At 41.1% G+C, this 19,312-nt stretch carries 23 protein-coding genes and 2 riboswitches; of the genes, 7 read left to right on the forward strand and 16 right to left on the reverse strand.

What is annotated here, in order from left to right; translation table 11 throughout:
- Positions 1-75 precede the first annotated feature (75 nt).
- The 3 genes from gcvPB to gcvT are packed head-to-tail and all read right to left on the reverse strand — an operon-like array spanning position 76 to position 4,015.
- Positions 76-1,539 carry an aminomethyl-transferring glycine dehydrogenase subunit GcvPB gene (gene gcvPB / locus D0469_RS16760; RefSeq protein WP_117327872.1) on the reverse strand — a complete coding sequence of 488 codons (1,464 nt, stop codon included), beginning with the start codon at positions 1,537-1,539 and terminating at the stop codon, positions 76-78.
- Entirely contained in the window at positions 1,532-2,878 is a 1,347-nt protein-coding gene (gene gcvPA / locus D0469_RS16765) for an aminomethyl-transferring glycine dehydrogenase subunit GcvPA (RefSeq protein ID WP_117327873.1), read from the reverse strand. Before gcvPA ends, gcvPB begins: the two co-directional genes overlap by 8 nt.
- 30 nt (positions 2,879-2,908) lie before the next feature.
- Positions 2,909-4,015: a glycine cleavage system aminomethyltransferase GcvT gene (gcvT, locus tag D0469_RS16770; protein ID WP_117327874.1), complete on the reverse strand. Its 1,107-nt coding sequence runs from the start codon at positions 4,013-4,015 to the stop codon at positions 2,909-2,911.
- A 345-nt stretch (positions 4,016-4,360) separates the two neighbouring features.
- Positions 4,361-4,446, reverse strand: a riboswitch (glycine riboswitch).
- 3 nt (positions 4,447-4,449) lie between these two features.
- Positions 4,450-4,541, reverse strand: a riboswitch (glycine riboswitch).
- Positions 4,542-4,802: 261 nt separating this feature from the next.
- Here gcvT and D0469_RS16775 point away from each other — a divergent pair.
- The 3 genes from D0469_RS16775 to zupT all read left to right on the forward strand — a co-directional run bounded on the left by D0469_RS16775 (position 4,803) and on the right by zupT (position 8,282).
- On the forward strand, positions 4,803-6,491 hold the full coding sequence (locus tag D0469_RS16775; RefSeq protein WP_117327875.1) for a DEAD/DEAH box helicase: 1,689 nt from the start codon (positions 4,803-4,805) through the stop codon (positions 6,489-6,491).
- Positions 6,469-7,263: a YqhG family protein gene (locus tag D0469_RS16780; protein ID WP_117327876.1), complete on the forward strand. Its 795-nt coding sequence runs from the start codon at positions 6,469-6,471 to the stop codon at positions 7,261-7,263. The genes D0469_RS16775 and D0469_RS16780 overlap by 23 nt, the downstream gene beginning before the upstream one ends.
- A gap of 209 nt (positions 7,264-7,472) precedes the next feature.
- Positions 7,473-8,282, forward strand: coding sequence for a zinc transporter ZupT (zupT, locus tag D0469_RS16785; RefSeq protein WP_117327877.1), 810 nt, complete (start codon positions 7,473-7,475; stop codon positions 8,280-8,282).
- Between the two features lie 116 nt (positions 8,283-8,398).
- Here the strand turns inward: zupT and D0469_RS16790 are convergent, their stop codons facing one another.
- The 9 genes from D0469_RS16790 to comGA are packed head-to-tail and all read right to left on the reverse strand — an operon-like array spanning position 8,399 to position 13,111.
- Positions 8,399-8,575, reverse strand: coding sequence for a YqzE family protein (locus D0469_RS16790; protein ID WP_117327878.1), 177 nt, complete (start codon positions 8,573-8,575; stop codon positions 8,399-8,401).
- 29 nt (positions 8,576-8,604) lie between these two features.
- Positions 8,605-9,105: a shikimate kinase gene (locus D0469_RS16795; protein WP_117327879.1), complete on the reverse strand. Its 501-nt coding sequence runs from the start codon at positions 9,103-9,105 to the stop codon at positions 8,605-8,607.
- A gap of 26 nt (positions 9,106-9,131) precedes the next feature.
- On the reverse strand, positions 9,132-9,512 hold the full coding sequence (gene comGG, locus D0469_RS16800) for a competence type IV pilus minor pilin ComGG (protein WP_117327880.1): 381 nt from the start codon (positions 9,510-9,512) through the stop codon (positions 9,132-9,134).
- Positions 9,502-9,981 carry a competence type IV pilus minor pilin ComGF gene (gene comGF / locus D0469_RS16805; protein ID WP_117327881.1) on the reverse strand — a complete coding sequence of 160 codons (480 nt, stop codon included), beginning with the start codon at positions 9,979-9,981 and terminating at the stop codon, positions 9,502-9,504. Before comGF ends, comGG begins: the two co-directional genes overlap by 11 nt.
- A complete protein-coding gene (locus D0469_RS16810; protein WP_117327882.1) occupies positions 9,929-10,261 on the reverse strand; it encodes a hypothetical protein in 333 nt (110 codons plus the stop codon). Before D0469_RS16810 ends, comGF begins: the two co-directional genes overlap by 53 nt.
- The gene (comGD, locus tag D0469_RS16815) at positions 10,248-10,724 is read right to left on the reverse strand and encodes a competence type IV pilus minor pilin ComGD (RefSeq protein WP_158553533.1); all 477 of its coding nucleotides are present in this window, start codon (positions 10,722-10,724) and stop codon (positions 10,248-10,250) included. Before comGD ends, D0469_RS16810 begins: the two co-directional genes overlap by 14 nt.
- Positions 10,699-11,010 (reverse strand): competence type IV pilus major pilin ComGC, encoded by a 312-nt coding sequence (gene comGC / locus D0469_RS16820; RefSeq protein WP_117327884.1) that lies wholly within the window; start codon positions 11,008-11,010, stop codon positions 10,699-10,701. Before comGC ends, comGD begins: the two co-directional genes overlap by 26 nt.
- A 12-nt stretch (positions 11,011-11,022) precedes the next feature.
- Positions 11,023-12,057 (reverse strand): competence type IV pilus assembly protein ComGB, encoded by a 1,035-nt coding sequence (comGB, locus tag D0469_RS16825; protein WP_158553535.1) that lies wholly within the window; start codon positions 12,055-12,057, stop codon positions 11,023-11,025.
- Positions 12,041-13,111: a competence type IV pilus ATPase ComGA gene (comGA, locus tag D0469_RS16830; protein WP_117327900.1), complete on the reverse strand. Its 1,071-nt coding sequence runs from the start codon at positions 13,109-13,111 to the stop codon at positions 12,041-12,043. The genes comGB and comGA overlap by 17 nt, the downstream gene beginning before the upstream one ends.
- A gap of 394 nt (positions 13,112-13,505) precedes the next feature.
- Here comGA and D0469_RS16835 point away from each other — a divergent pair, with 394 nt between their 5' ends.
- Entirely contained in the window at positions 13,506-14,204 is a 699-nt protein-coding gene (locus tag D0469_RS16835) for a helix-turn-helix transcriptional regulator (RefSeq protein ID WP_117327886.1), read from the forward strand.
- An 82-nt stretch (positions 14,205-14,286) separates the two neighbouring features.
- Positions 14,287-14,535: a DUF2626 domain-containing protein gene (locus D0469_RS16840; RefSeq protein ID WP_117327887.1), complete on the forward strand. Its 249-nt coding sequence runs from the start codon at positions 14,287-14,289 to the stop codon at positions 14,533-14,535.
- 323 nt (positions 14,536-14,858) lie between these two features.
- Here D0469_RS16840 and D0469_RS16845 read toward each other — a convergent pair whose 3' ends face one another.
- Together D0469_RS16845 and D0469_RS16850 are read right to left on the reverse strand one after the other, a co-directional pair.
- Positions 14,859-15,974 (reverse strand): class I SAM-dependent methyltransferase, encoded by a 1,116-nt coding sequence (locus D0469_RS16845; RefSeq protein WP_117327888.1) that lies wholly within the window; start codon positions 15,972-15,974, stop codon positions 14,859-14,861.
- Positions 15,975-16,146: 172 nt separating this feature from the next.
- Positions 16,147-16,785 (reverse strand): MBL fold metallo-hydrolase, encoded by a 639-nt coding sequence (locus D0469_RS16850; RefSeq protein ID WP_117327889.1) that lies wholly within the window; start codon positions 16,783-16,785, stop codon positions 16,147-16,149.
- An 86-nt stretch (positions 16,786-16,871) separates the two neighbouring features.
- On the opposite strand from D0469_RS16850, the gene D0469_RS16855 reads away from it, so the two are divergent.
- Together D0469_RS16855 and D0469_RS16860 are read left to right on the forward strand one after the other, a co-directional pair.
- Positions 16,872-17,348, forward strand: coding sequence for a hypothetical protein (locus D0469_RS16855; protein ID WP_117327890.1), 477 nt, complete (start codon positions 16,872-16,874; stop codon positions 17,346-17,348).
- A gap of 119 nt (positions 17,349-17,467) precedes the next feature.
- The gene (locus D0469_RS16860; protein WP_117327891.1) at positions 17,468-17,641 is read left to right on the forward strand and encodes a DUF2759 family protein; all 174 of its coding nucleotides are present in this window, start codon (positions 17,468-17,470) and stop codon (positions 17,639-17,641) included.
- Between the two features lie 150 nt (positions 17,642-17,791).
- Here the strand turns inward: D0469_RS16860 and D0469_RS16865 are convergent, their stop codons facing one another.
- A complete protein-coding gene (locus D0469_RS16865) occupies positions 17,792-18,118 on the reverse strand; it encodes an MTH1187 family thiamine-binding protein (protein WP_117327892.1) in 327 nt (108 codons plus the stop codon).
- Positions 18,119-18,121: 3 nt separating this feature from the next.
- Positions 18,122-19,261, reverse strand: coding sequence for a YqgU-like beta propeller domain-containing protein (locus tag D0469_RS16870; protein ID WP_117327893.1), 1,140 nt, complete (start codon positions 19,259-19,261; stop codon positions 18,122-18,124).
- Between the last annotated feature and the right edge of the window lie 51 nt (positions 19,262-19,312).

Consider the following 19,312-nt stretch of genomic DNA (forward strand, 5'->3'; position numbering starts at 1 on the left):
CCATTTAGCTGCATAATAAAAACTCTAACTTTAAGGGGTCACTACCAAATAAAGTTTGGGCAGCCCTTTTTTTGATTAATTGTCTTTTTGGTAGCGCAATACCGGTTTTCTCGCAGCAAGTGTTTCATCAAGGCGTTTGATCACTGTTGTGTGCGGAGCCTCCTGAACGATTTCAGGATTCTCTTCCGCTTCCTTGGCAATCTGGATCATTGCATCAATAAAAGCATCAAGCGTTTCCTTTGATTCTGTTTCAGTCGGTTCAATCATGATGCACTCTTCCACATTCAACGGGAAATAAATGGTAGGCGGATGGTAACCGAAGTCCAAAAGCCTCTTGGCAATATCAAGTGTGCGGACTCCGAGTTTTTTCTGGCGCTTTCCGCTTAGTACAAATTCATGCTTGCAATGCCTGTCAAATGGCAGGTCATAATAGTGCGCCAGCTTTCTCATCATATAGTTCGCATTTAATACTGCATTCTCTGTCACTGCCTTCAGTCCATCCGGACCCATAGAACGGATATACGTATATGCTCTGACATTAATGCCAAAATTTCCATAAAACGGCTTTACTCTGCCGATGGATTGGGGTCTGTTATAATCCAGCGTGAATACTCCGTCCTCCTTGGTAACTATCGGTTTTGGCAGGAATGGAATCAAGTCAGCCTTCACTCCAACAGGGCCTGAACCTGGGCCGCCGCCGCCATGCGGGCCTGTGAATGTTTTATGAAGGTTCAAATGCACAACATCAAAGCCCATGTCACCAGGACGAGCTTTTGATAGCACTGCGTTCAGGTTAGCTCCATCATAATAGAGCTTTCCGCCTGCTTGATGAACGATTTCTGCCATTTCGAGGATGTTCTCTTCAAATAGTCCCAATGTATTAGGATTTGTCAGCATCAGCGCTGCTGTGTCTGGACCAACGACGCGCCTTAAATCCTCCAGATCAACCAAACCATTTTCATTAGACTTAACCGTAATGGTCTCAAATCCGGCGACCGTTGCCGATGCAGGGTTTGTGCCGTGGGCCGAATCCGGTACAATAACCTTAGTTCTCGCAGTATCCCCATTAGCCTCATGGAAAGCACGGATCATCATTAATCCTGTCCATTCCCCATGGGCACCGGCTGCAGGTTGAAGGGTCACTTCATCCATGCCAGTAATTTCAATCAGGTGCTCCTGCAAATCGTACATCAGTTCAAGGGCTCCCTGGATGGTTGATTCCTCCTGAAGCGGATGAATATGGGCAAATCCGTTGAAACGGGCAATATTTTCGTTGATTTTTGGATTATATTTCATCGTGCATGAGCCAAGCGGATAGAAACCGGAATCAACACCATGGTTACGATTTGATAAAGCTGTATAGTGGCGCATGATATCAAGCTCTGATACCTCAGGCAGCTCGGCTTCTACAGAACGGATGTAATCAGCAGGTAGGATCTCTTCAAGCGCCAGGGCATCAACATCCATCTCCGGCAGGCTGAAACCAATCCGGCCCTGTGTGCTAAGTTCAAAGATTAATGGTTGGTCTTGCTTATTCATGGCCATCCCCCAATTCGGTTGCTAATGCATCAATTTCTTCTTTAGTCCTTAATTCTGTTACGGCAATCAGCATATGGTCCGCAAGCTCTGGATAAGAACGGCCGAGATCGTACCCGCCTATGATATTTTTTTGCAGAAGCTTTTCATTTACTTCCCTGTGCGGTTTATTCAGCTTAATCACAAATTCGTTAAATGAAGGTCCATCAAAAACAATTTCGATTCCTTTTTCCTTAAGTGCCTGCTTTGCATAATGGGCCTTCTGGATATTTTGAATTGCCATTTGCTTTGTTCCCTTTTTGCCAAGAGCAGTCATTGCAACGGAAGCTGCCAAAGCGTTTAGAGCTTGGTTTGAACAAATATTTGACGTTGCCTTATCGCGGCGGATATGCTGCTCACGAGCCTGCAATGTCAGTACAAATCCACGCTTGCCGTCTTCATCCACGGTCTGCCCTACTAAACGGCCAGGAACCTTCCGTACAAGCTTGTTCGTTACTGCAAAGTATCCGCAGTGTGGACCTCCAAATGCTGCCGGAATCCCAAAAGGCTGGGCGTCCCCTACAACAATATCTGCTCCCAATTTTCCTGGCGGCGTTAACGCCCCAAGGGCAAGCGGGTTGCTTGAAACAATAAACATCGCCTTATGTGCATGCACTGCTGCCTCGATTTCCTTCAGCGGCTCAATCCGTCCAAAGAAGTTTGGATATTGGACAATCACACCCGCAATGTCAGTAGAGATCATTTCATTTAAGGCTGCAATATCAGTCACCCCATCCTTATGAGGAATCTCCACCACTTCAACATACTGTCCTTTTGCATATGTCTTTAACACATCGCGGGATTCAGGATGAACTGCTGCAGAGACAAGGATTTTCTTTCGCCGTGTTTGTCCGGAGCTCAGCATCGCTGCCTCTGCTAGGGCTGTCCCGCCATCATACATTGAGGAGTTGGCTACATCCATACCAGTAAGCTCGCAAATCATTGTTTGAAATTCAAAAATTGCCTGGAGCTCCCCCTGGGAAATTTCAGGCTGGTATGGTGTATATGCTGTATAGAATTCAGAACGAGAAATCACATGGTCCACAATGATGGGTGCATAATGGTCATACACTCCTGCTCCCAGGAAAGATGAATATTGCTTAAGATCAGCATTTTTCGCTGCCAGGCCTGCCATTTCTTTCACTAAAGATGTTTCAGATTTAGCCGGCTTAATTTTATATTCGCCTTTAAAGCGTACGCTCTCAGGAATATCATTAAAAAGGTCATCTACAGCATTAACGCCGATTGTAGTGAGCATTTCTTTGCCGTCCTGTTCAGTCATCGGTAAATAGCGATGTTTCATCTCGTTTCCCATTCCCCTCTTGTTATCCTTTTATTTTCTTGGTTTTTTATAAAAAGGTGTTGCAGCCACTTTAGCTTTCACAAGTTTTGAACGGATTTCCACTTCCACCTCTGTGCCTATTTCACTGTATTCCCTCTTTAAAAGAGCCAGGCCGACGTTTTTCTTAAGCGTTGGAGATTGAGTACCGGTTGTTATCTCACCGATCAGCTCCCCACCTGCATAAACAGGATACCCGTGGCGCGGAATTCCGCGGTCAATCATCTCAATGCCAACAAGCTTTCTTGGTGCACCATTTTCTTTTTGCTCAGCAAGGATTGACTTGCCAAAGAAGTCGGCAATTTTATCTATTTTCACTGCAAAGCCAATTCCTGCCTCAATCGGAGTAATATCAGCTGAAAGCTCTTGTCCGTAAAGCGCCAGATTCGCTTCAAACCTTAATGTATCCCGCGCACCAAGGCCAATCGGCTGAACTCCATCCTCTTTGCCTGCTTCCAGAATAGTACGCCAAAGCGCAGCCCCATCTTCACTGTTGCAGTAAATCTCAAAACCGTCTTCCCCCGTATAGCCTGTTCTTGAAATGAGTGCAGAGATTCCATTCAAATCAACATTTTCCTTGAATTTAAAGAAGCCTATTTCACTCAAGTCAGTATTTTTTGACAATTTTTGAAGCACTTTTTGTGCGGATGGTCCTTGCAGTGCAAGCTGGGCATAATGGTCCGACACATTGTTAAGTTCTACATTTTCAATAATATTTGCGCGAAGCCAGTTGAAGTCTTTTTCAATATTTGCAGCATTTACGACCAGCAAATAATCCCCTTCACCCTTCTTGTAAACAATCAAATCATCAACTGTTCCACCATTTTCATAGCACATAACGGTATATTGAGCTCCGCCTGCTTCAAGTTTCAGAATATCGTTGGTAAGCATCCGCTGGAGATACGCGATACTTTCGGCTCCCTTTACTTCAATCTCTCCCATATGTGATACATCGAATAAGCCCGCCTTGGTTCTTACAGCTTCATGCTCTTCCTTGATGCCCGAAAACTGGACCGGCAGTTCCCAGCCGCCAAAATCAATCGTTTTTGCACCATACTCTTTATAAACGTCAAATATTGGTGTTCTTTTTAGATCTGCCAAATGAAAATACCCCCTTAATTCTTGTTTCTTCATTTAATTGGAACTCTTCCCTGTTTGGCTGGAACATGAAACTCCAATTGCCTCAATTCCTTTTGTTTTTCATAAGAGCGCAAGCATTCTGGAAGCGGAGGAACGGCTAAGGTTGCCACGTTCTGTGGGCCCCGTCAAGCATAAGACAAGCACTGACAGAAGGCGTTTTTTTGCCTTCCAAAGTGATTGGCTTATGACCTCGGGGGTCTGGGCGCTGGAGCTAGATATCGTTCCTTGTTCAAAAAGTTATACTTTCTTACTTTTTAAAAATGCACGCAAAAAAAGACAGAGATGCTCCTTGGATTTGGGCAACGTCTCTGTCCTGAAACCTGAAAGTTTACCTTTTTAAAAAAGGCTTTCCCCTTTGGTGGCCTATATAATTAAGCAGGCGCTCTCCAGAGTTGCGTCCAGCAAGAGTTCTTTTGCCTGAGAGATTCGCCCATTACGGCTTGCTCCTTCGGCGCTGCTATTACGCAGTCTCTCCCCCTGCCTTCATTCGCTTATATTTGGCTTTAAAATGGCCATACTATAACAAAATAAGAAATATCATAGCATGCTTAAAAATTAATTATGACAAATTCGAAAACTTTAAAAGCTACTATCATCCTACCATTAACAAGGTTTTCCCTGCAATCATTTTTTTACTAAAAAACTGTACAAACATGCCGATGGTCAAAAGAATGTTCGTGTTTTGAATCATTTTTCAGACACCTTTAATTATGAAACCGTTTGAATTTATGGAAAGGGGGATCTTTGTATGAAAATAACGGTTCATTCTGACCCTGCCTGGGGAGCCGGATTATTGAGCAAAGTGGAAAATGATGGTCCTTGGGGCAATTGGGAGCTTTATAAACTCGCTATCCACGTGGAAAAGCAGCTTGTAATTCCTGAATTCGCAGGGCTGCAGGCACCAAAATATCTATCAGATCTTAAACCGCTGCCTCATCAGCTGGAAGCGGCAAGACAGGTTGTTGAAAATATGAACGGCAAGGCTATTTTGGCCGATGAGGTTGGTCTTGGAAAAACAATTGAAGCAGGCCTGATTTTAAAGGAATATATGATACGCGGCCTAGTGAAAAAGGTGCTAATTCTTGTTCCTGCCTCTCTCGTTACTCAATGGACATTCGAATTAAATTCAAAGTTTTTCATACCCGCTGTTGCCCAGAAGAAAAGCTATGGCTGGGAAGCTTATGATGTAATTGTTTCCTCAATAGATACAGCGAAACGAGAACCGCACCGAAGCATTATTTTTGATCAAGAATATGACTTTGTCATCATTGATGAAGCTCACAAGCTAAAAAATAACAAAACGAAAAACTATGAATTTGTCCAAAGCCTAAAAAAGAAATTTTGCTTACTTCTCACAGCAACACCTATTCAAAACAGGGTCGATGAAATATTCCATCTCGTGTCACTATTAAAGCCTGGCCATTTAGGGAACGCAGCCCTATTTTCAGAAAAATTTAAGGGCAAGGGCCGGAATATCATTGATGACAAACATTTAAAAGAACTGGTCAATACAGTTATGATTCGTAACCGAAGAGCTGATACAGGAATCGAATGGACGAAACGGCATGTAGAGACGACAATACTTGATTTTTCTCCTTCTGAACGCATGTTATATGATGCGGTTTCTGCTTTCCGGCCTTATTCAGATGATGCCATTGGGGCGGGTTTCTCGACAATGACTCTCCAAAGGGAAGCTTGCAGCAGCCGGGATGCCGTGTTTTTCACATTGAAAAACATGTACGAAAAAGCAGAAAACCCAACTAAAGAATTTGATGATAAACTCCATCACTTAATTGGTCTTGTAAATGCAGTGGAGAGAAATACGAAAGCCGAGAAAACACTAGAGCTTATTAAAAAGATCAACGACAAAGTTATTATTTTTACCGAATACCGAGCCACGCAAACATATCTTCAATGGTATTTAAAGCAAAACGGCATTTCATCTGTACCCTTTCGCGGCGGCTTTAAAAGGGGCAAAAAAGATTGGATGAAGGATCTATTCCAGGGCAATATCCAGGTACTGATTGCGACAGAAGCAGGAGGTGAGGGTATTAACCTGCAATTTTGTAATCATCTTATTAATTTTGATTTACCATGGAATCCGATGAGGCTGGAGCAAAGGATCGGCCGCGTACACCGGCTCGGCCAGGAAAAAGATGTTATGGTCTATAATTTCGCGACTAAAGACACAGTGGAGGAACACATCCTCAAACTGTTATATGAAAAAATCAATTTATTTGAAAAAGTGGTTGGCGAATTGGATGATATATTAACAAAGCTTGATATCGGCAATATCGAGGAATATTTAATTGATGTCGTTGGGCATTCCCGGACCGAAGGGGAAATGAAGATTAAAATGGACAATTTGTCTTCACTAATCCAGTTTGCGCAGGATATGAAGGAAGGTGAACAGCGTGCAGCAACAGGAAATTCATGATTTTCTGCTAACCTATTTCTCATCCAATCAATGTGATGTCATAGAAAACAAGCTTGGATATATGACGGTACAATTAACATCAGAGATGGATAAGGCCCTTATGAACAGGCCATTTTACTGGCATTACATTGAAAAAACAGGCGGGGAACCTAACCCGGCTAAATTGACACTAATCACCAATCCTGCAGATGTTCCTGATGAGGTTAAAGGAGAAATGATCCACTTTGGCTCGCCAAGGCTGCATAAAATATTCGAATCCACCAAAAGCCTGGCCAGTTACATTCGGCTATATGAAGACAAAGCAAGCCGTACAATGGAACAAATCCCTCTCTATCCATGGCTGGGATTGAACGTAAAGATATCCTACCAATGCGACCTGAAACGGGATATATTTATGTCACTTGGCCTAAATATGATTTCCGGCGCCATTGTCGAAGGCTTCCATGATTATGTCTTAACGCTAAATGTAACTCCAAAGATACCTGACTTTTCCTTTACGCTTTCACCGCTGATCATGCCAAAGAGTGCTATGTTACGGCTGGATACGTATATTAGGAAAACATTTGAAGGCGATGATCATGTCTGGGCAGAGGAAGCTGTCAAGCGCTGGAACACCGATCTGGCTCTTCTCGAACATTTTTATGAGGAAATGGAAGAAAAGAACGAAACCTATTTTACAGAAAAAGAAGCTTTAAGAGCCCAGTACGAACCAAAAATTGTGATTTCCATAATAAATGGCGGTTTGTTTTATTTAAGTGGGCAGCCAGTTTAAAAATTGAAACACACCTCTGTTAGGACTGCTAACCGGGGTTTTTTACATGTAATACGAAAAACTATCCATTAATGCCGTATTCATTTTTTCCTTCTACAAGTTGTTACTGTTGCCAGTTATGTTTCTTAAGGTGTAAAATGTTGCACATAGGAAACATTTTACGAATGACTGCATATACAATAGTACGTCAATAAATGAGGAGAGATTTTATGGATGAAAATTTATTGCTGGCATTCGGCCTAACATTATTTGCAGGACTGGCTACTGGAATAGGCAGTATTCTCGCATTTTTCACATCTACCACAAACACGAAATTTTTATCACTGGCTCTTGGATTTTCAGCAGGTGTGATGATTTATGTCTCCATGATTGAGATTTTTGTGAAGGCTAAGGATGCACTTATAGGCGCTATGGGAGTGGTTACCGGCAATTGGATGACGGTCGGCGGCTTTTTTGGGGGTATGTTATTAATCGCTATGATTGATAAACTCATTCCAAAGCATGGAAACCCCCATGAAATTAAAAAAGTAGAGGATATGAGCAGCCCTCAAAAGGCTGTCCATGACCCAGCATTATTGAAGATGGGCACCTTTACCGCCCTGGCAATAGGAATTCACAATTTCCCGGAAGGCATCGCCACCTTCACCTCTGCTCTACAGGATCCGGCCTTGGGGATTGCAATAGCATTTGCAATAGCTATCCACAACATCCCGGAAGGCATCGCTGTTTCGGTACCAATCTACTTTGCCACTGGAGATAAGAAAAAAGCATTCAAGCTTTCCTTCCTGTCCGGTTTGTCTGAGCCGGTTGGAGCATTAGCTGCTTATCTGATACTAATGCCTTATTTAAATGATGTCATGTTTGGTATGATATTTGCAGCTGTAGCCGGCATCATGGTCTTTATCTCGCTGGATGAATTACTGCCTGCTGCACAAAAATACGATGAAGCTCATACATCGATCTACGGGCTCATCGGCGGGATGGTTGTCATGGCACTCAGTCTATTATTATTTATTTAAGTTGAAGCTTTGTTAAACATGCCTGTTGATTTCCGCTCTAGTGGGGGTGCGGGAGCCTCCTCGGTGCAAGAAAAAGCCTGCTGACTATTTGATCAGCAGGCTTTCTACGATACATCCTATTTTTTTTGGAACAGCATTTTAATCGCTAAAGGGATTACGCCGAACCATTTGCTTGAAAAAGGCTGTTTTTCAAGCTTCCTTTGCATCCGATGCTGCATGCGGTCTTCTTTTGGCACAGCCATTTGCTTGACCAATTGCTGAGTCATGTATTTTACATAATCATTTGCCTTCACTTTTACCACCCTTAGGCAGTATTTCCTGATTAAGCAATTTTTATACTTTTTATTATTTCTTCGGCAATCACTTCAATGCTCTTGCTGGTTGTGTCGATGTGAAACTCCGCTTCTTCATAAAGAGACTTCCGAGTTAAAAAGAGAGGGAGCAGCTCCTTTTTCTTATCTCCGCTAATTAATGGCCTGCTTTCATCCCCAGCAAGCCTCTGCACAATTTCTCCAGGATCGCAATAGAGATAAACATAATGGCCATTTTCCTTCATCCATACTCGGTTCTCCTCAGCGAGGATTATCCCGCCGCCTGTAGTAATGATACAATCTTCCGTCGGGAGTGAACGGAGCATGTCCGATTCAAGCTTTCGGAATTCCTTCTCCCCTTTGGATGCAAATATTTTGGAGATACTCATGGTTTCAAGATTTGACACATGCTCATCCGTATCAAATACAGGCAGGTTCAGCAGTTCTCCCAACCGCCTTCCAACTGTCGTTTTTCCAGACCCCATAAAACCGGTTATATAAATCGCCCTCATAGTTTCAACCCTCTTTCGTGGCCCCGCTATTTTTCTATCCATTCTATCATGTTTTTTCCCAGCAGGCTGTAACGAAACTTAACTTCTGCCTTACGTTCGCCTTTTGTTGAGCCAAACAATACAATAAGAAGCTCGTCTTCGTTAAGTTTATTAAGCTGATAATATACATCCCCATTCGGATAGAAATAAATCCCGTCGGAGGTATCAGCTTCTTCTGTATTCTGCAGTTCCAATAACAATTCCTCCGTTGCAAGCCGGATTAGATGGTCCAGGACAAGTTTTTCCTTCGTTTCCTTGTGGAACTTTTTTTCTGATATATATAGTTCAGCTGCAGAAATGGCCATTACCAAGAAAACAGATGCTAATATCATAACCAGCGGCAAAACGGAACCTCTCTCATTCTTCACTTGCTTCCTCCCCTGCCATATAGGTCCATAGAGTACCTCGATAAGCCTTTCCTTGCTTATCGGTAACCAAAATCTCTACTGAAGAATGATGATTAACAAATTTAACATCTGCAATGTTCTGAAGCATAAGGTCATGCCCTGTCCCATTAATCCTCCGTCTCAATTTATCCTGATATTTTTCTATTGTTACTACATCGCTCCCAATCGCCAATTGCAATGTTTTATTTACAACATTCATGGAATTTGACTTCCTCACTTCCTTTTTGGCCTGATTTAAAAAAACTTCCCATTCCAATGGGTTTAGATTGCGTGTATCAGGAAGCCATTTATGAGCCATTGTAAATAATTGCAGCGCAAAAGATGCAACAAACAATAAAATGACCAGGGAAAATAGCATTTCAATTAAAGTAAATCCATTATTTTTTTGCCAGATCACAAATGGTCTTGCTTTCTCCTTCGTATGACTCATATTTCAGGCACCCTTCCACAAATCCCGGGTAGGCAGCTGGCATGTTCCATGTTATATCGAATGAACGGTTGTTATAGTTACTCAATGCTGGTGCTGTTTGTATTGCCATATAGGACTCCAGCTGTTCATATAGCAAATGAGCCGCTTCAGTATCCAATTCTGCATTTTTTCGTGCTGAGCTGATATTATTAAACATAGGCAAAAGGGAAAACGCAATAAAACAACAAACGAAAAACGCAGCCAGCATTTCAACATAAATATAGCCTTCAGACCTTTTCAAACCGAAATCTGCCTTGTCCAAGATTTAAAGTCATTTTATAAGTAGAACGTCCATCTTGAATAATCCATGTTCCGGACTGGCTTACGCTGCCTGTTGATGTAAAAAAGACAATCAGATCAAGCGTGCCCTTTTTTATATCGATACCTTTTGGTATGTCGCGCTTAAGAAGATTTCCGTCCAGGAAGGAATGGGCAAAATATGTTCGGCTATCTCTGTTAATTGTCACGGATACATGCATCTGGTGGGAAATCGAGTATTGGTGTGCATATAAAATATCTGTACTTAGCTGATTCATAAATAATTTCAGTTTATATTCCCTCAAAAAATGAGGATACAAACCGCTGCTAAGCGAGATTAACATCATGAAAATTAACAGGACTATTAATATTTCCGAAAGAGTATAACCTTTTTGTTTTTCGCCCCCCTGCGGGATCCAACTATGGAGTTGCTGGAGTTGCGGCAATGGTAACCTCTCCTTCAGCACTTATTGCAATACGATCGCCATTCGGGCAGGCGGTTTCTTTCAAATACCCATCTGTTTTTAATTGGTCGACGGTTGTCGGGAGTGTATCTTTATCAATCTGATAAGCTTGTACCTGGGCCTGGACCATTTTAACAAACGCAGAGCAGCCTTTATCCTGTATGGTCGATTGATGCTTCGTTATATTTGGAACAGTAATAATTAATAGAATTGAAATGACGAGCAGAACCACCAGCATTTCGATTAAAGTAAAACCCTTTTGGTTCAAAGGGACCCCCCCTTACAGTTCATTTAGCAAAGAAAACATTGGCATTAATACAGCCAGGTAAATAGAAACTATTAGCAGGCCAACAGCGGAAAAAAGTACAGGCTGAATAATCCTTAAGACTGCCGCTGTCCGTTCCTCCAATCCCTTTAGAAGATAACGGCTATAATGCATGAGTTCTTTATCAAGCCGGCCATATTTTTGTCCGTTTGCCACGATTATGCTTATATGTTGTTCAAAGTAAGGAAGGGTTCGGAAAATATCTTCTAACGCCCTTCCTTCTGCCAATTCTCTTCGGATTTCTGTACAGAGTTCCTGATAAAAGGGCTGGCGAATATTTTGTGCAAACAAAGAAATGCTTTCATTAACTGAAAGACCTCCTGAAAGCAGGCCGCTGAATTGGCTCGAAAAAAAATGGGTGTCATAAAGCTTGATAAATGTACCGGCAACCGGTATTCTCAAAACAATCAAACGCTGTTTAAGGGATGGGAGTTTGTTGAACCAGCAGATTTTTAGTAAATAGAAGACAAAAAAGAACATCAGTAATACAACCGGCAAATATGGAAGAGCGGCAGAAGCGGCCGCCATCAGTTGGAGGAAGATGCTTGGCGTAGCTTCCATGGATTGAAACAAGGTCTCAAATTTTGGAAGAAGCATTTTTTGAAGAATAATAAATACGTTCCCGACGAATACCATTAAAAATAACGGATAAAAAAGCAGTTTCTTCACTTTATCCATCTCTTCACTTCTTCTGCTCCAGAAAGAGCCTCCTTCCTTTAAAGCATGAGCAAGATTTCCGTATTGTTCGGCGTAGTAGATAAAGCTGATTAGCTGAGGGTGAAAGCCGCTGGTATGGAGGACTTTATGGAGAGGTTCTCCGCTTCGCAGCAAAACAATTGCATCAGCAATAACAGCTTCTTTTTTCTTTGGCAGCTGCAGACCTAAAAATTGGACTGCATGAAGCAAAGGATAGCCTTGATCGAGAAGTTCTCCTAGATCCAGCAAAAATTGGCCCTGGCTTTTGACGTTCCACTTAAGTTTCTTCTTCATTAGCATACACCCATCGATCATACTCCTCTGATTTTACATATCCCAAAGCAACAGCTTTGCCGATTTCATTTTTTAGCTGCCGGTAGCTGATCTTCTCTTTTTCACCCTTTGCTTCCAGAAGGGTGTTCGCTAAATCCTTTCCATGCAGCAATTCATACACGCTCGCCCTCTTATTATGTTTCGTGGTACATACATCTGTGCATTCATTTTCGCATTGGGGACATCTAAGCTCCAGAAGCCTCTGGGCAGTTACAGCGATCAGAGTCTGTTGGATTTCCAGCCAGCTTACCCCAAATTCTAAAAGACGGAAGACTGCCCCCTTTGCATTTCTTGTATGCATCGTTGTTAAAATTAAATGTCCGGTCATTGCGGCACGCACCGCTATCTTTGCAGTTTCTGCATCCCGAATTTCTCCGACCATAATTATATCGGGATCATGCCTAAGTACGGCTTTAAGGCCAACTGCATAGGTTATGCCGGCTTTTTCATTAATCTGAACCTGAAGCATTTGATCCGATTTATTTTCGATGGGATCTTCCAACGTAATAACATTCCGGTTAATCAATTCTTTAGCATGATGGAGCAGGGAATATAATGTAGTAGTTTTTCCGCTTCCGGTAGGCCCGGTAAAAATAATCATTCCATGGGAATGTTTTAAAAGGGCCATCAACTTGCGGGAATAAGAGGGAAATAGCGAGAGCTGCTGCAGCGGAAGAATATTTTGCTGGGGTATCAGCCGGATGACTAGGCTTTCAGACGGAGAAGCTGGAAGCGTGGATAGCCTTAGTCCTACCTGCATTCCATTAGCAGAAAGGGTAATAGCGCCGTTTTGGGGTCTTCTCTTTTCACCTATGTCCATGGAAGCAAGGAATTTGAAATGGGATATTAGACGATCTGATTCATGTTTGGTTAATAGTGTTTGCGGAGTCAGTTTATCGCCTATGCGGAATTGAACGAGCGGTTCATCTTTACGGGGTAGGATATGGATATCTGTTGCATTAACATCCAAGGCTTTACTGAGGATTTTCTCAGCAATTTTTTCGATTGATTCCAATTTATTATTCACCTCCTTTTCTAAGAAACTTATTTCGACAGCAAATGGCAAATTCCTTCCTGAGGAAAAATATTTTTTTAATGAAATGGATTCTACCAATCCCTTTAATATGTTTCAATTTCCTCTCCTTGTCCTTCTATGATGGAGTACAGCTTGAATTCAAAATCACTAAAAACACTAAATTTGACCTCCTCGTTCACAAATTATTAATAATTTATAAGAATCACATACTTTGTATATCTTATGTATAACCTTTGTGTATCACTTTGGACAACTATTCATTTTTAAATGTGAACTTTTTTTAAACACGTTGTTTACCGCTGTTATGATCATTCCAATGTTTTTAGGACTGTATTATAATGGAATTAATTATTTGGGACCCGAGGTGAAGAGGATGGAACAAACATTAAAAATAACCAACGTTTTATCAGATCCGACCCGCTATTATATTTATCAATACATAACAAAACGCCATGATGAAGTGACTGTCCAGGAAATTGCGGATTCATTTACAATCCACCCAAACGTTGCGAGGCTGCATCTATCCAAGCTTGAGGATGTCAACATGCTGACTTCAGAAACAAAAAAGACTGGAAAAGGAGGACGCCCGAGCAGATTATACCGGCTTTCTGACGATGTAATCCAGCTTCACTTCCCATACCGTGACTACCAGCTTCTTGCGAAGATAGCAATTGAGTCTATGCTTACTATAGGAGAAGAAGGAAAAAAGGCTTTGTTCCAAACCGGCAAAAAGTTTGGCCATGAACTTGTTGAGCAGCATTTATCCTCCGGGTCCCAGGTTGCTGGTCTTACGTTTGAACAAAAGCTTGGCATCCTGAAGGAGGCTGCTTCTATCGCCGGCCTTTATCCTGAATTCGACACCAACGAAGAACAAACGATAATCTACTTCCAAATCTTTAATTGCCCATTCAAGGAAATCGCATTCAAGGATGCTGAAGCTGTGTGTGATATGCACCATGCTTTCTTGTACGGAATGTTCCAGTCCCTTTTTGAATCTGCAGAACTAGTGGAAAAAGAAACAATGACTGCCGGCTGTATTTCCTGCTCATACCAGGCATTCGTGACAAAGTAGCTACAATCTTAGCTTTACACGGTAAGTCCTTCTAATTTATAATTATTTAGTGATGAACAAGATGGGAAAAGGAGGGATTCAGATGGAGCGCATGTACAGAGTTCTTGGATTTTGGACAGGTATTTTTGCTGTAATGTTTTACCTTGGCGATATGTATACAACATCTCTAATTTTCTTTGGCCAAACAGGATTCTTTATTCTATTAAGTTATTTAAAGCTGTCTGAGCGGATGTATATTTACGTTTTCGGCGCATATCTTACAGTTTTCTTTGCCGGATTCACATATTGGAGCACTTTTATGATGATTCCTGGAATGACAAGCGGACATTGATCTGTGCGCAAAATTAAAGCGGTACCAATACATAGGAAGCTGACCTTTTTAGGGTCAGCTTTTTTTATTTCCGGCGTGTTTGACTGTTCCTGCCTGCAGCTGGATTATTTATGGAAGAGAATAGATTATAATAGTCTGCAGTTTAATAGAGAAATTGAGTTGAAAATATAACAGCTGGCAGCTTATTAGTTTTAAATAGCAACCAACAACAGATATTTTGCCCTGTTTTCTTATGTTTAATTCTGATTATAAAAATTGAATCAGGATAGGACATTATTTGCCTACACTTATTCGCTGTACGTTATCACCTTAGATATACTGCCTCAAATTGTAAATGGGACATTCCATTCAACTGGAAATATATCAACAGCAGTTTTTTTTACTTGGATGAGAGTTCTGAAGTAAGAGCTGATACCGCCTGGTATAATTAAACTACGGATCGCCCTGTTCCGCTTACTTGTTTCCGAAAACGGATTTGGATCAAAATGGTCTTGAAGCTCATTAAGTATCCCAGTTTTTAATAAAAGATGATTTTGCTCTATTAATCCCTTGTTTTTTAGTCCAAAAGCAGCACCATAATCGATAAGGGCATCAAAATGTATATGCGTAGTAATATCCATTTCTCCGGGGTACTGAAGAACATTGTTAATTAATTGGTGCTGATGGTACCCCCGCAGACTGCCATGCTTATGGATTGGCTGCTGCCATTCTTCGTGTGTATAGCCATAATCAATTGTAATTAGTACCCCTCTATCAAGCTTGTTGGCTATTTCTTTTAGATATGAAATCATTTGCAATGGAACTTCATATCTTTGGCCTTCAGTGAGTTTGACATCTTGGCACATAAGGTATGCAGTAATATCTTCGTTGTCTAGGGGCATCAAAACCTCAGCCAGCTCCCCTTCCCGATAGGAAACCATTACCTCGAAAATCTGTCCTTGTTGCTTTTCAATTACATGGACCGGGAAGGCATCAAATAATTCATTTGAAAAAAAGATTCCGCCGGAGCTTCCAATTTCCTCAAGGCCAGTATAGAATAAGGTATTGGAGTGCCCCTTTAATTTCTCTTTTTGGAGCTCTCGATGATATGGGCTCGTTTCGATTATATGATATGTAAGAACTTTATAAATTTCCGGATTAGTCCTCTTTATATGAGACATTACTGCTTCAGCAAGGCGGCCATTCCCGCCGCCGATTTCATAGATTGATGGATTGAGATTGCCTGCATTCATTAAATGGAGAAACCATCTTGCCAATGAACGGCCAAACACATCCGAAAAATTGCTGACGGTGTAAAAATCACCGCTCTTGCCGATTTTTTGCTTATCATTCATATAGTATCCTTTATTGGGTGTATACAGTGCCGCTTCAATATATTCTGCATATGTCATGCAGTGATTTTCTTTGTCCTTCAGCATGTTAATAATAAAATTTTCCATAAATTCCCCTATTTAACTTTATCACTATTGACATAGTGCGAATTTTCTAATATATTACCACTATAGTAGCTTAACTATATCCCCTCCCATTATATTATATGAATAGAACATCCCCCGGAAAGACCCTTCTCTACTTGAGAAGGGTCTTTCTATTTAATTAATTATTTGTCTGCTAACTGAATCCATTCAAAAACGGATTGGTCTCCATTTCATCGATAAGTGTGGTAACTGGACCATGGCCAGGCATGACAATCGTATTTTCCGGAAGGGTTAATAGCTGGCTATGAATACTTTTTATCAGCTGATTGTGGTTTCCACCTGGAAGATCCGTCCTGCCAATACTGTCTTTAAATAGTACATCACCTGAAAAGATATAGCCATCCTCTTCCACATAATAAGAAACACTGCCTGGCGAATGTCCCGGAGTAAAGAGAAGTTTAAAGCTGAATCCTCCTATTTCCAGTTCCTTTTCATCTTTGAGAATATGCTCAGCTGGCCTCATTCTCATCAACGGTTCCATCCGGAATAAACCCGATCCATTCAAAGCGGGATCCGCCAGCCATTTTGCTTCGTTCGAATGAATGTAAGCTGGAATATTAAATTTTCCCCTTACTTCGTCAAGGGCTCCTATATGATCAAAATGGGCATGTGTCAACAAAACAGCCAGGGGTTTATATTTTTTCGTATGTATATATTGAATCAGCCTGCTTGCTTCTTCACCAGGATCAAAAATGATACATTCACCTGTTTCGTTTGAGAGAATATAGCAATTTGTTTGTAAAGGCCCTAAGGGCAACTGATACCATTTCATCCTTTTCATCTCCAACCATCTTTTTTCTATTTATTTTACACTAAATACTGTAAACTTTTAAAGGATACAAGTTAGGAGTGTTCATAATGGATACCGTTTATGCTGTAGAACTAAAACACACAGCCAGCGAATTTCCCGAACTATTTGCATTGCTTCAGGAATATTCACATCCTATTGCTATTTCAGGTAATATTGTGGTTGTTCCTGACCTGGATGAGACGGAAATATGCAAGGTTATCTCGATATCTGCTAAAACCTTCTCAGGTATACATCCACTCTTAAAATTTGAGTCAGTAAAAGCAAATGCATTGTTTACGGACCATGCCTTTGAAGCAGGAGGCTATTATTTTTTATTTAAGGAGAACTTAACAGCCTTCTCTATTACTGATTCACAAAAAGAAGATGCCAAGATGGCACTTCTGGAGATGGAAGAATTCCTGATTGCTTCCTGTATGTCAGACGGGCAAGAGCTTTTCTTCGCTGATAGTTCTCAGAAACAATTAATCAAAGGCTTATGCCTGGCATATGACATAGAAGTGTCATTTTTCCTTCTCGACAAATAATCGAAATAATATTAAAATAAAAACGAGTGCAATCATCTTTACATAGGAAAGAGAACGCTTCATTTTGCAGAGCTAGCTACGGCATTGGGTACTGACTACATAATAAGGGGGCTTAACAAATGGGATTAATGATCATTCTTAGTCTTGTAACAATCCTTGCAGTATTTGCTACATTAAGTTGCTTAAAAAACAAGAATTTACTTGGTTTGTTATTTGCTGCAGGATCTGTAGCTGTATTCGGCTGGTTTACAGTCATGACCATCCTTAATCATGGATTTCCGGTTGCTCACTAATACAAAACAAACAATCTTAGCCCCGGTTAAATGGCTGTGACGTTAAATCGTTAAAAGTAAGCATTAGACTTGTGAAAAGCTTAATGCCCAAAATGAAAACCTTGTCAAAAGCGACAAGGTTTTTCTTCTTCCTCTTTTTTGGCGTACCGCCTATAGTCCCAGGTCAGTTTCAAGCTTGGTTTCAACAGCCTTTAACTTTCCCTCCATAGTTGATTGCTTATCTCTTCTGTCATCAATCCTGATTGAGGTTGCAACGCGAGAAATACCTTTAGAAAAAGGAGATTCATGGATTTCCTTAATCACTTCAAACAAGCTTCCCAGCTCACCCTCAATAATTGTGTTCATTGGAGTAAGCTGAAAACGGATGCCGCCCTTTTTGCTGTGCTTTTCCAAGATTCTGTGTATGTCTGCCACATATTCGCTTACACTCGGCCCTTCTGTTCCCACTGGAATGACCGTAACATCAACTATTGCCATGTTTTATGCATCCTTTCTTGGTTCAACAATATCAAATACCCTCTTGGCTTGCAAATCGATAATCTTCTCCAGCTGATACCCATATAAACACAAACCGCCATACGGGCTGCACTGCAGCGGTGCATTTTCAGCATTTTGAATGATTACGGTCTGCTTGTTACTATTCCAGTCAAAGCTAACCAAATTAAAGAGCTCTTCACCATTATCATCGGGTAAAAATGTCAAAAGTGATTTCTTTTTTTCAACGATTTCCCAATATGGAATTTGCGGTTCAGTATTAGCAGCTAGTAAAGACGTTTGAAGTAAAAGTTGAGCTCCCCTGTTATCTCTTTTTATTTTGTAAAGGAGGTTTTGCCTGTCTTGGTCCAGCTGTATGATTATCAGATTCTCAGCAAGCATACGATATTGAACAACATTCTCCTCAACCGTAACTGCTGTATTGCCTGACACTCTTTTCTTCAATAGTGTACCCGCAATATCAGTCTGGTTTTGGTCTAACCCCAGAAACAGTAATTCGTCAGAGCCAGACCATTGAGCAAAAGGCTCAGGTATATTGACAGGTTCTATCGTTTTTTGCTTAACATTTACAATATAATTCGTAAACGACCAATCCTCAAAAAAACTCGTAACTAAAAGCTGATCTTCGTTATCTCTATTCCATTCAAATGAGATTTCACTCGAAGTGATGGAAACAGAGAAGATTGAATATCCGTCCCGGGAAATAATTTCGATATCAGCCTTTTCAGGGGAGGATGAAGTATGAATCAGGAAATAAGATTGGCCAGGACTGATGCTTACTGAAATAATCGGTACTTTCGCTGAATAAATTGCGTTTTCTAGGCCATTCATTATGTTGTATTCCCTGATTTCGTAGGAATGATTCTCCGATTCTTTTGTTACGTAAACAGCTGTATTTTTCCCGGTCCACCCGATGAATCTATCAAATAAATTACTCTTTAGCCTAACAGGTTCAATTAATTCCTGACTATCGTTCTCTAAATTGGCTTTAGGTGCGATTTTCTTTTCCTCCAGTTCACAGCCTGCGAGCAGGGAAAACAGGAAGAGCAGGATGACTATTTTCCTAATGCTTCCTGATAATGCGCACCTGCTGCAGTCATTCCGCATTAAGAAGGGTAATTTCATTTTTTCGAAAATCTCCGCTCCCCCTTTCCTTTAAAAAGAAAAGAATTAAGT

The sequence above is a fragment of the Peribacillus saganii genome, assembly GCF_003429095.1.
GTDB classification, from domain to species: Bacteria; Bacillota; Bacilli; order Bacillales; family DSM-1321; genus Peribacillus; species Peribacillus saganii.

Coding starts and splice junctions, on each gene's coding strand:
- gcvPB (WP_117327872.1), bottom strand. CDS start 1,539: ATGAATAAGCAAGACCAACCATTAATCTTTGAACTTAGCACACAGGGC.
- D0469_RS16860 (WP_117327891.1), top strand. CDS start 17,468: ATGGGATTAATGATCATTCTTAGTCTTGTAACAATCCTTGCAGTATTT.
- D0469_RS16870 (WP_117327893.1), bottom strand. CDS start 19,261: ATGAAATTACCCTTCTTAATGCGGAATGACTGCAGCAGGTGCGCATTA.
- comGF (WP_117327881.1), bottom strand. CDS start 9,981: ATGAGTCATACGAAGGAGAAAGCAAGACCATTTGTGATCTGGCAAAAA.
- D0469_RS16835 (WP_117327886.1), top strand. CDS start 13,506: ATGGAACAAACATTAAAAATAACCAACGTTTTATCAGATCCGACCCGC.
- D0469_RS16840 (WP_117327887.1), top strand. CDS start 14,287: ATGGAGCGCATGTACAGAGTTCTTGGATTTTGGACAGGTATTTTTGCT.
- D0469_RS16850 (WP_117327889.1), bottom strand. CDS start 16,785: ATGAAATGGTATCAGTTGCCCTTAGGGCCTTTACAAACAAATTGCTAT.
- gcvPA (WP_117327873.1), bottom strand. CDS start 2,878: ATGAAACATCGCTATTTACCGATGACTGAACAGGACGGCAAAGAAATG.
- comGB (WP_158553535.1), bottom strand. CDS start 12,057: ATGAAGAAGAAACTTAAGTGGAACGTCAAAAGCCAGGGCCAATTTTTG.
- D0469_RS16855 (WP_117327890.1), top strand. CDS start 16,872: ATGGATACCGTTTATGCTGTAGAACTAAAACACACAGCCAGCGAATTT.
- D0469_RS16845 (WP_117327888.1), bottom strand. CDS start 15,974: ATGGAAAATTTTATTATTAACATGCTGAAGGACAAAGAAAATCACTGC.
- D0469_RS16865 (WP_117327892.1), bottom strand. CDS start 18,118: ATGGCAATAGTTGATGTTACGGTCATTCCAGTGGGAACAGAAGGGCCG.
- D0469_RS16795 (WP_117327879.1), bottom strand. CDS start 9,105: ATGAGGGCGATTTATATAACCGGTTTTATGGGGTCTGGAAAAACGACA.
- zupT (WP_117327877.1), top strand. CDS start 7,473: ATGGATGAAAATTTATTGCTGGCATTCGGCCTAACATTATTTGCAGGA.
- D0469_RS16775 (WP_117327875.1), top strand. CDS start 4,803: ATGAAAATAACGGTTCATTCTGACCCTGCCTGGGGAGCCGGATTATTG.